This is a genomic window from Roseovarius sp. A-2, assembly GCF_002072155.1.
Lineage (GTDB): Bacteria > Pseudomonadota > Alphaproteobacteria > Rhodobacterales > Rhodobacteraceae > Roseovarius.
This window is the reverse complement of sequence record NZ_BDIY01000007.1, coordinates 14,627-28,671: the sequence shown is the minus strand read 5'-3', so window position 1 is coordinate 28,671 and position 14,045 is coordinate 14,627. Positions and strand designations below refer to the sequence as shown.

The 14,045-nt window shown below is 61.4% G+C and carries 9 protein-coding genes and 1 pseudogene; 3 read left to right on the top strand and 7 right to left on the bottom strand.

What is annotated here, in order from left to right; genetic code table 11:
* Positions 1 to 375: 375 nt before the first annotated feature.
* Positions 376 to 954, bottom strand: coding sequence for an LOG family protein (locus BHD06_RS10230; RefSeq protein WP_080456907.1), 579 nt, complete (start codon positions 952 to 954; stop codon positions 376 to 378).
* On the bottom strand, positions 951 to 6,053 hold the full coding sequence (locus BHD06_RS10225; protein ID WP_080456906.1) for a glycosyltransferase: 5,103 nt from the start codon (positions 6,051 to 6,053) through the stop codon (positions 951 to 953). Before BHD06_RS10225 ends, BHD06_RS10230 begins: the two co-directional genes overlap by 4 nt.
* A gap of 258 nt (positions 6,054 to 6,311) precedes the next feature.
* Between BHD06_RS10225 and BHD06_RS10220 the strand changes: the two are divergent.
* Together BHD06_RS10220 and BHD06_RS23715 are read left to right on the top strand one after the other, a co-directional pair.
* A pseudogene (locus tag BHD06_RS10220) lies at positions 6,312 to 6,569 on the top strand (transposase); the annotation flags it as partial.
* A gap of 41 nt (positions 6,570 to 6,610) precedes the next feature.
* Entirely contained in the window at positions 6,611 to 6,760 is a 150-nt protein-coding gene (locus tag BHD06_RS23715; protein WP_176214327.1) for a hypothetical protein, read from the top strand.
* A gap of 53 nt (positions 6,761 to 6,813) precedes the next feature.
* Here the strand turns inward: BHD06_RS23715 and BHD06_RS10215 are convergent, their stop codons facing one another.
* The 5 genes from BHD06_RS10215 to BHD06_RS10195 form a co-directional block, all read right to left on the bottom strand.
* Complete coding sequence (locus BHD06_RS10215) at positions 6,814 to 7,188, bottom strand: hypothetical protein (RefSeq protein WP_080456904.1); 375 nt, start codon at positions 7,186 to 7,188, stop codon at positions 6,814 to 6,816.
* Positions 7,188 to 7,595 (bottom strand): hypothetical protein, encoded by a 408-nt coding sequence (locus tag BHD06_RS10210; RefSeq protein WP_080456903.1) that lies wholly within the window; start codon positions 7,593 to 7,595, stop codon positions 7,188 to 7,190. The genes BHD06_RS10215 and BHD06_RS10210 overlap by 1 nt, the downstream gene beginning before the upstream one ends.
* 340 nt (positions 7,596 to 7,935) lie before the next feature.
* On the bottom strand, positions 7,936 to 9,654 hold the full coding sequence (locus BHD06_RS10205) for a hypothetical protein (protein ID WP_080456901.1): 1,719 nt from the start codon (positions 9,652 to 9,654) through the stop codon (positions 7,936 to 7,938).
* Positions 9,647 to 11,482 (bottom strand): hypothetical protein, encoded by a 1,836-nt coding sequence (locus tag BHD06_RS10200; RefSeq protein ID WP_080456900.1) that lies wholly within the window; start codon positions 11,480 to 11,482, stop codon positions 9,647 to 9,649. The genes BHD06_RS10205 and BHD06_RS10200 overlap by 8 nt, the downstream gene beginning before the upstream one ends.
* A 187-nt stretch (positions 11,483 to 11,669) precedes the next feature.
* Positions 11,670 to 12,110, bottom strand: coding sequence for an AlpA family transcriptional regulator (locus BHD06_RS10195; protein WP_080456898.1), 441 nt, complete (start codon positions 12,108 to 12,110; stop codon positions 11,670 to 11,672).
* A 285-nt stretch (positions 12,111 to 12,395) separates the two neighbouring features.
* On the opposite strand from BHD06_RS10195, the gene BHD06_RS10190 reads away from it, so the two are divergent.
* Complete coding sequence (locus BHD06_RS10190; RefSeq protein ID WP_080456897.1) at positions 12,396 to 13,859, top strand: DUF3987 domain-containing protein; 1,464 nt, start codon at positions 12,396 to 12,398, stop codon at positions 13,857 to 13,859.
* The last annotated feature ends 186 nt before the right edge of the window (positions 13,860 to 14,045 follow it).

Sequence of the window (14,045 nt, the reverse complement as noted above, 5' to 3'; positions counted from 1 at the left end):
ACCGGCTGATTCCGGGGTTTCTCTCGCCAAGTCCGCTTACAAATTTATTAAACGCCCGGTTTTAGCGCTCTATCTCACTCATGTGATATCAGAAATTATCGTTTATTATCAGCGTGGTGCCCAAGGTGGGATTCGAACCCACACGCCTTGCGGCGGGGGATTTTGAATTCTCGCGAAATCATTTGCAAACATATACTTATAACTTTCAACACCCACACAAATCGAGCCTGTGTAGCCTAAAGTGGGAGTCACGAAGCTATACAGATCATAGCACAGATGCGACCACCGGAATGGGATATGCAGTCTCGTACCAGGTCAGCCTTCTTTGCCTCACATATGGTCTTCCAACCCGCAACACGGCTCTTTGGCATCGCCTCAACTGGGTATGCCTGAGTGGCGGCGTGTGTAGCGCGTTATTTGGTTTGTCACCAGGTGCGCAACCTCTGCGCCCGTGTCTGCGCCGAAGACTCGATCGTTCGGAATGTTCGGGTAGCGCTCCCTTTCATCTATTCGGGTGTCGGCGAGCCGTCCGCTCCATCCGTCGCAGCGCAGAGCGACCACCAAACGCCGATGGCACCAGGCCAAGGCCATCTCCGAGAGCGTGCCAGCCCCGCCGCCGATTGCGATCACGGCATCCGACTGAGCCACGATGAGGTTCCGACCGTGATCGAGCCCGGTCGGGATCACGAGATCAGCATGCCGGGAGACTTGGGCCGCCTCGGGGTTGCTGCCGGGCAGGATCGCGATGCACCGCCCGTTTGCCCAATGCGACGAGCTGCGTGCGCCTTGAAGGGCCGCATCCATGACCCCGCCCATGCCCCCCGTCATCACTGCGAATCCGGCATCGACCAGACATTTGCCAGTCTCGAAGGCGAGTTGCCGTCGGGCGTCCCCCTCCCGCAATCGGGTGTCTCCGATGACAGAGACGATCATCCGGCGGGTATCCTGCGTCATCGGGAGCCTCCTCTGTCGCTGCGATCCCGGGTCATCAGGCGCGCAATCACCTCTTCCCGGCGGGCCGCGCGCACGGGGTCGCGTCTCTCTCCGGGTTCATGGAGGTAAAGCGGTTCGCGGATCCAGACCGGTGACGAGGCGCGCTCGATCATGGGGATCATGAAGGCCCAATCGGAGGCAAGCTCGAAATAGAGCCCGTCGAGGCGCAGTTCGGCATCGGGCACGGCGTCGAACAGTCGCTTGCGGAAACTGCGAAGGTGTTGCCATACATTGCCGCCGCGCGCGCTGCACGGATCGGCGAACCGGACCGGGTAGTCAGCACTCTTGTCGGTGCGCAGCATCGAGCCCACGGTCAGGTCGGCGCCTTCGTCATAGGCATCCGCAAGTCGGGAGAGCACGTCATGCCCGATCAGACAGTCATCAGCGTCCAGTGTAACGACGACCTGGTCAGGGTCCGCGCAGAGATGGCGGATAGCGTGCACGGTATTGGCAAGCAACCCTGCGCGCCGCTTTCGCCGGAGAAGAGTAACACGGTGAAGATCGTCTTTGACGATCCGGCCGGTTTCTTCCGCGATCCATGGAGACGACGCATCGTCAATGACAACGGCTCCCCAATCGTTGATACTCTGTCTCGTGACGGACTCCCAGCACCGGCGAAAGCGCTCTGGCATCACGTTGCGGCCGCAGATGATGAACACGAAGCGCTCATGTCGTTCCGCCCACCGCCAATCCGCAATCTCACCCATCCACTCGATCTGGCCGAACTGCACAGAAGGGATCCTGTTGCGCGCGATGCATCCGCGCACTTCTTCCCATGCATCGAGCTCCATCTTGCGAGAATTGGGCGGATGGATGCAGGCTGCCGCGTCGGTTCCGCCACGCAGCGACGTGCCGTGACCGAGCCGGACCGCCTCGTCCATGGCGCGGTGCCAAGAAAGTTCCGGTGCGCCGTTGCGATCGCGGTTTGGAAGCGGCAGGATCGCGCGAATTCGGTCGATATTAACAAGGCCGATGCGGCTCTCCACGCGCCAGGGATCGGCCGGGCTTTGCGGCGACCAATCAAGAGCCTCGCGCCGGGCTATCGGGAAGCTGGCGGTGAGAGCGCTCGGATCCCCATTCATCGCGGCGCGCATTTCTGCGACCGGGTCGGCGAGGTTATCGCGGCGTGCGATCATCATATCGATGTCGGCGTGAAGCACCCAAGGCGTCGCACATGCCTCGAAACCGGCAAGAAGTGCGGCAGTCGCCGCCCCACCCGCGCTATGTGTTACGGCCAAGTCGAGACCAAACCATCGGCGATTGAGGGCACGTAGCGCACTCTCGGTCGTCGGGGGCTCCACGATATGGTCGATCAGACCTTCGCGACGCATGCGCTCGGCTGTCCGTCGAAGCGCCGCGAGATCGCCTGTCGCATGGGGTCGAAGAAATTTGGATTCGCGGCAATCGAGGGTCAGGACGACCTCCCGGAAGCCGCCCGGCTCCTCAGTGGCGACCAGGAGATCACGCAATTGAATCTCGAGCGCCTCCGCATCCATCGCGCAGGCCTTGACCAGCAGCGAGACCTGCGGTCGCTCGGCGGCCTCAAGCTCGAAAACGAGCAGATCGGAGACGGTTTCGAAGCGTTCGAACTCGATGCAGTCTCGTTCATACTTGGCGACAATACGCAAACCCGCCCGCGTGATAAGGCGGCGCAATTGCTGTTGCGAGCGATGCCGCTCTTCACGGCGGCGTCCGGTGGCACGAATTTCCTTTGTCCAGGGTGCGGCGGGACGAGCTTCGGGGGCGGTGCAGGGATAGGCCTCTGCCGTGAACGCGCGGTGCGCATAGGCCGGGTGGCAGAGGCTTACGAGGGCACGTCCGTCGGGGCCGATTGCGGCGCGGATATCCCTTAGCATGGCGTCCAGCGCGTCATCCTCGATAACACACGCGACCCGGCGACAGATCACCAGCTCGAACGGCCCGGCCGCAACCGCATCGGCGACGGTTTCGGCACGTCGGACACCGTCGGAAGCGAGCGCATCCAGCCGTCCGGCGACATCCGGATCGGGGTCCCAGACCGTAACCTTGCATCCCGCACGCGCCAGCGCCGCCGCCTGCTTGCCCTTACCTGCCCCGTAGTCGAGAGCACGGGCAGGCTGCAGTTCCAATGCCCGCGTAAGCGTCGGATCCTCTGCCCGGCAGAGGCCGATACATTCACGCACAGCGCGGATCATGGCCTCGTGGCCGTCGAGTTCCGGCAAGCCGGCCTCGTGCAAGGAGCGGCGCATCAGCAAGTCCAGGTCGTCTCGCCACCACCAGCGCCAGCAAAGCCAGGCGCGGCGGCACATGCGGGCGAATTCGAGGCTCTCGCCAGTCGGATCGGAGAGCCGGTGCAGGTCGGCGCCATAATCCACCAGCCGGACTGTGCCATCGACTACGCGCAGGTTCTTCGGATGAAGATTTCGGCAGCTTAGGCCGGCACGATGTAGGTCTGCGAGCAAGTCTACCAAACCGGGACCATTCCCGCCGTGCCATGGTTCGGACGGCTCATAGGGCAGACCAAGCACCCACCCCAGCGGGCTCCGAACCATGGAAGTCGGACGCAGCAGGGAATTGTCGTCGCGGTCTTCTGCGATCAGATCCTGCAAGATCGGAACGGCGTGGTCCGCCTGATACGGCATCCATCGATCAAAACACTTCCAGACTGTCTTGCGGTCTGTCACCACGACCCCTTCACCCCCTTGCCCAAGAAACTCGAGCGGGCCATCCGCCGAGGCCCAGGCGCGCACCGCTTCGGCGCGCTGCGTCTCCATCAGCGCGGGCAGGTCTCGGCTTTCGCGAACCCGCCTTGAATAGTCTTCGCAGCGTCTCTCCAGAGAGGCTATGAACCGGCGAATATCGGCACGCCCGAGGGAACGTGCGAAGGTCTCAATCCTGTCGAAAACTTCTGGCGAGAACATCTGCAGAAGGCGAATTGCCTCAGTCTCGAGCCCCAGTCCCCGCACCGCTGGCGGTGCATCGCCGGCAATCCAGGTATGGATTTCCATTGCCAGCCCCCGGATGCGATGAAACGACAGACGTAGCGCGGCAAGGCGGTCTTCCCTGTACCTTTCATAAGAGTTTTCGATGAGGATCAGGTCCTTTTCGCCCTCCACCAAGGCGTGGAAAGTCGCGTGACCGCATAGGTCTTCGGCGATAGCTACCGGGTTCAACCTGTCGGGTACCGGCTGCGCGCCGCGGTCGTGGCGGACCGCCACGGGCACCGAGGCTACCTTGCGACCGAAACGGCGGCTCTGGAGCAGCGCCCAGATCATGTCCGAACGGCGAACCGGTCGCCCAGCGATCACCGGTGCGGGGTTCGGAGTGTCGGCCAAGGCCTCTGGATCGAAGATGAAGGTATTCCCGCCACGTGTTACTGCCGTGGTCACACGGAACTCGTCGAAAGCCTCGGCATCCATGACCAGCGGTCGCATCGGGGCCTCTCCGGCGAGGATCCTCGGAATCATACCGGCCAACCGCACCAGCGCCTCGCTGCACCTTTCGTCGCGCGTCGCAGGTTCCAGGGCGAAGGGGGTTTCCAGCCGGTCCGTCTCGGCCATGGTGAGGTCGTGATAATAATCCCGTCGCCCGGCGCGCCAGAACCTGTTCCGGTCGGCGCCCGACGGCACAGGGGCATCGGGGTCGCAGGCCGCGAGCCGACGCAGGTTCCAGACCACGTCTGCCAATTGCCCGCGGATACTGGAGGCAGGCGGCAGGGGCGGGGCGCCGGTATAACTGCCGATGCAGATGTCTGCGCCCGTGGACTTCATTCTTCGGAGTGCAAGACCCAAGTCCAGCGAGGCGCGACCCGAGGCGTTTCCGTTCGCAACGAGAGGGTCGAGCCGCATGTCGTCATCCACTATCCACACCGCACATCCCGGGCGCTCCCGCGCCATGTGATAGAGGCTTGCCTGCAAGAGCGTGCGCGCATCGGCGATGGCCAACCGTCCCTCGCAATTTGTCCCCTCGTGCCGCCAGCCACCTGAGGCGAGGAGACGGTCGATGCTTGTACGCTCAAGGACTCGTATCCGCAGATCGGCTCGCCTGCGTCTCACCATCGCGGCGAAGGCATTACTGGAAGCGCTCGTGGCCCGGTTTTCGAGGAGCAGCACATCGGGCGGAGCCAGCCTGCCGGAGGTGGATTGCGCCGCAAGATCACCGAGCAGGCGGTCGAGGCTCTCGATACGCCGGTCGTCCGCGATAATTCCTACGAGAAGATGAGGCGTTTCCACCTCATATGTGTCCTCCGCAAATTCTGCCGCGCGAGGGCGAGTGACATCCGGATGTTCGCCGGTGCTGCCTTCGGGACTCCAACCGAAGAGTTCCTTCGCGCGTGCCAGATAGGGCTCTCGCCGCCCGGGGGGCAGGAGCGGGCTGTGGATGCGCTCAAACATGTCCAGACCCGCGAGCTTTGCTTCGGACCCGCGGGAAGACAGGCGCGTTCGATCGGAACAGGCGTGGTGATACATGCTGGGCGTCTGCGTGGTCGTGTAGGTCAGATCGGGGCGGCGCGAAAGCCTGACGCACAGGTCGCGATCAGTGCAGCTCGGTAGCGCCTCGTTGAACCCGCCCGCTTCCAACAATACATCCAGCCGGACAGCAAAGTTTGAGCCCTGTATTCCCGGGTTGCGCTCGATAAAATCTTCGGCGTGGAGCGTGCGTGGCGGGTCGACTCTGTGTGCTGGGTGACCTGGAACCAGACGGAGAAACGGCGTCGCTACAAGGTGGGCGCCTTTGCGGACACACGCATCGATGCGGGCAAGGTGCTCTGGCGCCCAAGCATCGTCGTCATCGAGAAAGGCTAAAAATACCTGATCGGGCCGTTTGGTCCTGCGTGCCAACCGGTCGAGACCCGTGTTGAGCGCGCCGGAAAGGCCCGGTGTGCGATGGTTGCGCAGCAGTTCTACGTTGATCGCCGCGCCTTGCAGCCGAGTGGCCAAGTCACCGGGGTCGCCATCCTCGATCACGAGGACCCGATTGCAGGCCCGAATCTGGCCGACGATCGATGGCAGGGCGCGCTGCAGCAGAAGCTCCGCGCGCCCCCGTGTCGCTATCATGGCCACGAACTTCGGGCTGGTCATGTCTCTCCCCGATGAAAGGGTCGGCTGAAGGCAGCATCCACTTGGCAGGATCATGAGGGCGTAAGGCCCGGGAGGGATTCTTCATCGCGAATCCGACACGTCCAAGCCGACACGTCCGGTCAGGAGGAAAGGTAGCTATTTTCGATAAACTTTATGGTCGGTCGGGTCAACGGAATGCTTAAAACAGGCTTCCCCCAAAATGTGGACTAATTCCGGGCGCCATTCATCAACTGATCTGCCCCCAGCAAACTGGACCGTTTGAAGCTGGAGTTTTCGGACGCGCAGAAAGCGTTCGTCATCAAGCAGGACGAAGAAGGCACGCCGGCGTTTGAGATCTGCCGCAAGGCAGGCATCAGCGAGGCGAACTACTTCAACTGGAAGAAGAGGTATGCGGGATTGCTGCTAAGCGAGATGAAGCGGCTGAAGCAGCTCGAGGATGAGAATGGCCGGTTGAAGAAGATCGTGGCTGATCTGACGCTGGATCGCGAGATGTTGCAGGATGTCATCCGGCAAAAGCTCTGAAGCCTGATCGGATGATCGGCCATGAGCTCCGAGACGTGACCGAGGAGCATTACGATCCCGAAGGATCCCCGATCGAGGAAATCAACGACTGGGTGCAATCGATCGAGATTGATATCTCGCAGATCGTTTCACCATGGCGTAATCCAGAGACACTTCCGGAAAATGTTGTCGCTCTGCGCGGCTGAAGCCGATCATCCTGTAAGAGGGGCCGCCCGACGGCGGCCCCGGTGCCTACGATTTATTGGCAGCCCTCCTCGAGCCCTTTGATCGCGAACTCGAGAAGATGCGCAATCATCCAGAGCTCGGCGCCGCTTCGCGTGGTGCGCCACGCCTTGCCATAGGGATCCTCACGCCGCTCTTCCCTGAATTTCGCAAGGCCCTTGAAGTCCTCGACCGGGAGGCGCCGCCGGACGCAGAGCAGCATGGCGCGGCACGCCTCCAGCCGGACAGAGTCGTCGGCCTCCGGATCGAGCATTGCGTGGTAGTGACACACGCTGGGTGAGAAGGTGGGCGCGCCGGGGTGAGCCGCAAAGCGGATCAGGTGCAGCCATTGAGCTGCCAACTCTGCCTGCAAGCGCGCAGTGGTGAGACCGGGAGTCTTCGCAATCTCCATCACCGCACCTCCTCACCATGACCGTGGCTCGGAAGTCCGGCAAGCCAGAGCGCTTCCAGCGCCCGCTTTCCCCGTGAGATCGCGTCCGCACAGAGCATGGCCTCGGTGGCCCGAGGGTCGTCGGGATGAAGAGCGGCGAAACGGGCCGCTTCTGGTCGTGAAAGGTCATCAACGAACTCCAGACGCAGAAGCTGTGCCAGTCGTGCCAAGGTCCGCCGATGCGTATGCAGATCGCCCCCTTCCCCGGCGCAGTCGACGACGGCGCTCGCTCGCAGGGCCCATGTAGACCCGCCGAGGAGGTCGGCCGAGGCGACGAGGGTATCGCCGTCTTGGCAGAGCCAGTGACGGAACGCATCCGCAATCTTCATGATTCGCAGCAAGGAATTGATCTTGGTTTCGTGTTTCATCGGGATACTCACTCTCTGTGATGCGCGAACCCAGAATGGGCCGCGTCAGATATCCCCGCTGCGAAAGGGTGCGTTTCTTGTCGTGTGGCCTGATCTGTCCGATCGTGCAGATCCGCCACGCTTGGCGATTGGCGTCGCGCAAGGCGTCCCCGCCCAGTTTTTCAGATACCCCGACCGCCGGTCGGCGCGCCCTCATTCAAGGGCGCGCGCCGGGCGGCGGTTGGGTTACGCTTCAGTGTCTCGCCCACCTTTACGTGCAAGATTGCTTGACGACCGACCGGAAAGGCATTCTCCGGCACCCACCGCTTCCCGGAATGTCCTGTCGCGACGTCGGCGCCGATCAGGCGCTCTGATCTTCAGCCAGACATTCCTGCAGCATCGCGTCGATCATTTCCTGGCCCTTGGTGCGCTGCGCGGCAGCCACGGCCTTGGCTTGATAGAACGTCCTGCTCCGTTCGTCCCGTTGCGCGCACAGAGCGAGGGCAGCATCAACACCTTCGCGTCCGAGCTTCCCGAGCTCGGTGTGGATCCGCGTCCGCGCGATGTGTGCGCCAGTTCCCAGATGCTTTCGCCAGACAGCGGATGGATAGCCTGAGGATAGAATCCGGCCATTTGTTCCCACGAAAACCGGCAATTCCTCTGCATCAGCGCGTGAACGCATTGCATCGAGATATGCGGGATCGATGCCCGTAAGCACGAGCGCGTCGAGGAAGGGCGTCAATGCATCGTGGAGACGGCCTCTAAGCTCTTCGCCCTCCTTCTGCGTCTCGATGTCGATCCGGTATCGATCTCCGTCATGATAGATATCGCGCCCCCACAAGAGCTGCCCGTCCTGCAGGCGCAACGGGATGAATGTCCAAAGGGCAAGCACGGCGGCTTCGTTGACGAGCCGCAGCCTCGTCTGCCTGCGCCTCATTCCGAAGCTACTTTCAAGCAGATCGTGAGCCAGCTCCCATGTTTCGGCCAACGCCCGCAGGCCTTCGTATTTTCCGAATTTCAAGGGCACGACCGTATCGCATTCACGTCGAAGAGCATTCTCATGCGCCCTGAATGCGGCAACTGTCATGTCATCGCAGCCCAGGTACTCCGCAAAACGACGAATCCGCATCATCGCTGTATGGCGGGTCGCCGGACGATTGCCCTGCCCGATGTATTTCGGGTCGGAGATCGTTTGTGCGTGTCCGGCCTTGCTGTCTTCGAAACGTCGAAGCCCCTCGACCGTCAGATCGATGCCCGCGTCGGCGTCCTGCTGAACTTTCGCGTATTCGCGCAGCACCTCCTCCATATTGTCGACGACACTCCGGGCCGGTGGACGCCGACCGTCGATTATCCGCCCCGCACGCAGCGCGGAAAGAAGTCGCCGCCACTGATCGGGCAACCCCGTCAACGGGACCCAACGCTTGCCCGGCGATCGCGCCTTGCGCGACTTGGCTCGCGACCGGGGTGTGCCTTTCTCAGCAATGGCTGCGTTCAAGGTGATGAGCACGCCCGGATTTCCTGGCAACAGGATATCGAGCGCGGTCTTCAGGCTGCGCAGCCGTCGCGAGGTCGTGACGTCGGAACAAAAGGAAAGGAAATCCTTGACGTCCGGCACTTCGATCCCCCGCTCGGACGCGAACGCCATGAAACGCTCCAGAACACGCAGGTCCTCCAGATCCACCTCCTCAAGCCCATCCAACCCGCGATATGGCGCGATGTGAGGACTCTCGAGAAGCGTTGCCCGGTCACGCCGGTCACAGGATCTGCTGCGAGGGCGCTTGCTCCGGATCGCATCGCGTATAGCGACGAGCGCACTCGCCTCCCGAGGCAACAATCGATCGAGCGCCGTTCGCAGGTTCTCGAGCCGCCGGGTGGACTTGTCCTGACCCGCAAAAGCCAGGAAGACATCGCTTCTGGCCAACTCCAGATCGGCTTCATTCGACCAGGCGAGAAACTGGTCGAGCGTACGCAACTCGCGCAGACCGATGGTCTTGATCGAAGCGATTCCGCGGTAGCGTGCCAACTGCGAACCGGCAAGCAGCTGCTCTCGGCCTCGCGTGTCGTATGTACGTTCAGACATTGATCAATCCTTTCAGGAGATCCTGGCCACGTTCGACCATCGCGAGTGCCTTGATGAAGCTGTAGAACGTGCGCATGGTCGCCGCCTTGTCGTCGATGCGCTTCGCGATCACTTCGATTTCTTCAGGATGCGCATTCAGGAGCAGTGACACCTGACCGTGTCGCATCTGATGCGGCGTCATGGGCAGATCGACATATGTGCGCATCACGTTCGAGAACTCCGATCCGAACCAGGATGGATTCATCGAAGCGCCGGGAGTCTTCACCGCTGGAAAGAGATACGGACTGCTGTCTGCATGGGGGAACAGCGGGCGGATCTCTTTCAGATACCAGCGGATGGTCTCGTAGTAACCGAACTTGTCGTACTGGATGGGAAACTCGACCTCCTGCCTGTTCTTGGTCAATTCCGGGGGGATCCATACCTGCATCGGTTTGCCTTTGCCCTTCGGGACTCGCAGTTGTGCATCATCACCAAAACATGTGAGGCCCATCGCGTTCTCGATCCTGATCGGAGCTCCACCGATTTCGATTGCGACGAAACACGCAGCTGAGCCGAGGAGGCGCGCGGTGCCGATTTCCCTACTGGTCAGCGCTCGCTCCTCGAGAGAAGCCTTCTCGAAAATGGAACACGCCTCCTGTTTGAGGGTCGCGAACGAAAAGAAGAATCGGCGTCGGACATGGGGCTTGTCGATCAGTGACTCGCAGAACTGTCGGTTTTTCTTCGTCATGCGTTTTTCGGCGCTGGCGCCCTCTCGGGAGGTGGCGTTGTTCGCAACGATCAACTCGAGTTCGGAGTTGTCGATCTCGAGATGCCGCCTGATCTGTCCGATCGCCTTGAGGTATTTCCGGCAGGTCCGCGGAGCGAGACGTCCTTCGCCTTTGCGCCGGTTCGTCCGCTCGAACAACTCGCCGGCGATTTCGGTGACCAGATCATCGTCTCCGAGCACGACCTCGAGATCGGCATCGGCGTCGCACGCCCGCCCGGTATCCACCGCGATGCGCAGGAACGTCCGCATCGCTGAGCGCATGACATCGGCGTGGCTTTGATGGTCATCCGCGAATTGCCGGGATACGGGATCCCAGCCCGTCTTGGTCACCTTTTCGATCCAGCTGCAGAATTGCTCTTCCCACCTGCCAACGAGCGGCACGTTGGCCTTGCGTCGGAGTTCGGGCTTGAAATTGACTGGTTTCGGAGGAAGCAGCGGCAGAACTTCCGGGAACTGGCGCAGCTCATCAAGCCTGTCAATAGAGCGACGGTTCGCCTCCTTCTTGTTGCCCGTGAAATCGCTGTCGAGCCGAAGCGCAACGGACAAATCGATATCGCGAGGCATATATCCATAGGCCCGTGCGACGATCGCGAAAGTCTTGAGTGCGGAAAGCTTCATGGGATGCCACCTGGCGGACTGTCCGACCTTGCCGGACACAAGAGGCTCGATCGCGTCGAAGAGATCGTTCCATTCGTCCTGCTGCGCACGCAAGTCCGCCAAAGCTTTCGTCACACCCAGGAACTTTCTGAGCGATGAGCGAACCCGGCGACGCCAGAGTTCGAAGGCTGTGTTGGTCGGCCAATTGTCTATATTGAATGCGTCTACAGGAAACCAATCATCAAATTCTTCGAGAGATGCCGGAATACCTGACAGGGGTTTGTTCTTGAGCTCTGCGAGGTAGCTGATCGCGCCGAGGTACGAGTTCTTCGTGGAGCTTGCGATATCTTTCCGCGCCTGGACATGCGTATGGAGATCAAACATTGTCTTGTCGGCAGAAGCCGACCCTCGACCCGTCGTGATGGCTGTGGCCGGGGTGTCGGTCTTGATCGTGAACTGAACCATTTGTTTTCCTTTCGTGTGTCGCCAGAACGCGGTTTCAGTCGCTAAAACGCGATCTGGATACACACGCCTGGAAGGTTGCCGCCGGTGAAATCCTCCGGGTGTCTGTATCTCGGTCGCTTGCCGATGATCCGGGTCGCTTGGGCGAAATTGGCGTATCGGAAGTGGCGTCTGCATTGGATTGATGGCTTTATTTGTTGGGAATGAGTGCGCCGAAGGCCGGAGCGGCTTTGGCGTATCGCGGGATCGGTTTTCCGGTATGCCACGCCAGCAGCTCGGCCTTGCGCCAACGTTTCGCACGGGAATTTCTTCGCCCGTTCGACAGATCGATGGAGTTGGGAAACGGTTTCTGCCCCTTGGGTAGTTTTCCCTTCTCCCACCGGTAGATGATGGAAGTGGAGACACCGAGAAGACTTGCCACGTCTGCGGCCCGCAGAAGCGGTTCCCTGAGGTCGTCAATCTCGACTGGGTCCTGGTCTTCCTTGAGGCCAAGCGTTCGCCAGACGACCGACCAGCGTGTCGTTCCTCCGACGAGTCTCAGGTCAAGCTCCCGCAGAATCCGGGGAAGCCCCCTTTCGGTCGTGTTGAAGAAGCGGATCAGATCGCATCGGTGGAGTGGCTTGTCTTGCATGGTTGCATGCAATTAGGCCCCGGCTCGATCGGTCCCAAACAGCATCGAAGATTTTGCCGAGGGGCACGCTCATAACAAAACCCCAGCCACTGAGCAGAAGATCCGAAATGCATTAGAACGCGACGCCCAGCGCAGATCCCTGTCCACGAGAGGATTGCAGAGCGACTGCGCCAGACCACGGGCAAAAAAACTCCTCCGCCGCAAGATTCCGCTCCCTGCCGTTTCCGCCGGAAAACCGATCGCACGATTTCCTGGTCACAACCCGAGCAGCAACGGAGAACAGGAATGCTTGCCCGCATCAAATCCCTCGTCGGCATAGGTGACGCCAACGCGTCGAAGCCGAACTTTTCAGTCCCGTCCGGGGAGACGGCCCCTCCGCCCCGGGAGCCCACGCCGCTGCCCCATGCGGAACCGTCAACCGCCGGCTTCCCGCTGGAGTGCTTGACGCCGAAACTGCGCAGCGCCGCGGAAGCGATCATGCGGAAAACCCAGGGGCCGGCCGCGATCGCAGCCCAATCCGTACTGTCGGTGGCATCCCTTGTCGTCGGCAGCCGGGCAAAGGTCCAGACCCTCGTATCGGAGGCGAACGCGACTGCCGCCTTTGTCACGATCGCTCTTTCAGGCGAGCGCAAGAGCGCCGCCGACAGGATCGCGAGGGCCGGAATCGACCGGGTGGTGATGCGCCTCCGGAACGAGCATGAAGTTGCCATGGCACGCCACAAGACGGATCTCGCAGGCACCGGACGCGGAGAAGATAAGCCTGCCGCGCCCGTCTGTCCGAGCTTTCTGGTGACCGAACCGACAGTCGAGGGCGCATTCAAGGCAATCGCTTCCGGATGCGGGTTTCTCGGCTGGTTCACCGACGAGGCATCGAGCTTCTGGGGTGGTCATTCGATGTCGAAGGACCAGCGGGCAAAGACGAGCGGCATCGTCTCGAAGCTGTGGGATGGGGACTACTTCTTTCGGCCACGCGCGACCCAGGAGGGTGACGGTTACGTGCCGCCCACGGCGACGACTCTCAACCTGATGTTTCAACCGATCCTGATCCGTGACACCTACGGCGACGAGTTCCTGACCAGTCAAGGAATTCTGGCCAGGATGCTTCCCTGCTGGCCGCAAAGCAACATGGGCAAGCGAAAATACCGGCGGCCGACCGACGAGGACGAAGCAGCTGCCCTTAGCTTCCGCGATGAAGTCGAGGCCGCCCTGACCCGCACGCTCGAGGACCCGACCGAGCGTTCCATCGCCCTGTCGGACGAAGCCTTCGCAATCTGCGTCGAGTTTCACGACAAGGTCGAAGCCGAAATCGGTCCGGGTGGCTGGGCCGCCGACATCTCCGGGTTCGCGTCGAAAGCCGCGGAACACGCATGCCGCCTCGCGGCGATCCTGGCGCTCTTCGAGGACTGGGACACAAGGAAAATCTCCGCCGAAGTCATGCAAGCCGCCTGCGAGCTGGTAAAATACTACCTCAGTCAATACAAGTTCCTCTGCATCGCGGCCACCAACGAGACCGAGATCGCCCAAGCCCAGACCCTTCTGGATTGGCTTCGGAAGAACTTGCAGCCCGGCGATGGTTTCGCGACCGACCGGATCCTGCAATACGGGCCGGTTGCAGCGCGGCGATCGAAGGCTCTCGATCGCCTGCTCGGGATCCTGAAGCAATACGGATGGATCCAAGAGCTTCCCGCCGGGACGAACATCGATGGGAAGAAGCGTTACAAGGCCCACAGGCTCAGTCCGAAAGCGTGACACCTGCGGCGGTGGCCGGCATTCCTGCCGGCCACCGGGACTATTCGCCACCCCATGGCTCGCCTCGGCACTCACGCGGGGCGATCTGGTGCTTACCGGGGACCGGGTGATCGCCGCCATGATGCAAAAGTGGTTGGGTCTCAGCCCCTTTGCGAAAGCAAAAAAAGCAGGTGGCGTGACGAAGCT

Excerpts from the sequence above, each read along its gene's own strand:
- BHD06_RS10195 (WP_080456898.1), bottom strand. The coding sequence starts at position 12,110 with ATGCAAGACAAGCCACTCCACCGATGCGATCTGATCCGCTTCTTCAAC.
- BHD06_RS10230 (WP_080456907.1), bottom strand. The coding sequence starts at position 954 with ATGACGCAGGATACCCGCCGGATGATCGTCTCTGTCATCGGAGACACC.
- BHD06_RS10205 (WP_080456901.1), bottom strand. The coding sequence starts at position 9,654 with ATGTCTGAACGTACATACGACACGCGAGGCCGAGAGCAGCTGCTTGCC.
- BHD06_RS10200 (WP_080456900.1), bottom strand. The coding sequence starts at position 11,482 with ATGGTTCAGTTCACGATCAAGACCGACACCCCGGCCACAGCCATCACG.
- BHD06_RS10190 (WP_080456897.1), top strand. The coding sequence starts at position 12,396 with ATGCTTGCCCGCATCAAATCCCTCGTCGGCATAGGTGACGCCAACGCG.
- BHD06_RS10225 (WP_080456906.1), bottom strand. The coding sequence starts at position 6,053 with ATGACCAGCCCGAAGTTCGTGGCCATGATAGCGACACGGGGGCGCGCG.
- BHD06_RS10210 (WP_080456903.1), bottom strand. The coding sequence starts at position 7,595 with ATGAAACACGAAACCAAGATCAATTCCTTGCTGCGAATCATGAAGATT.
- BHD06_RS10215 (WP_080456904.1), bottom strand. The coding sequence starts at position 7,188 with ATGGAGATTGCGAAGACTCCCGGTCTCACCACTGCGCGCTTGCAGGCA.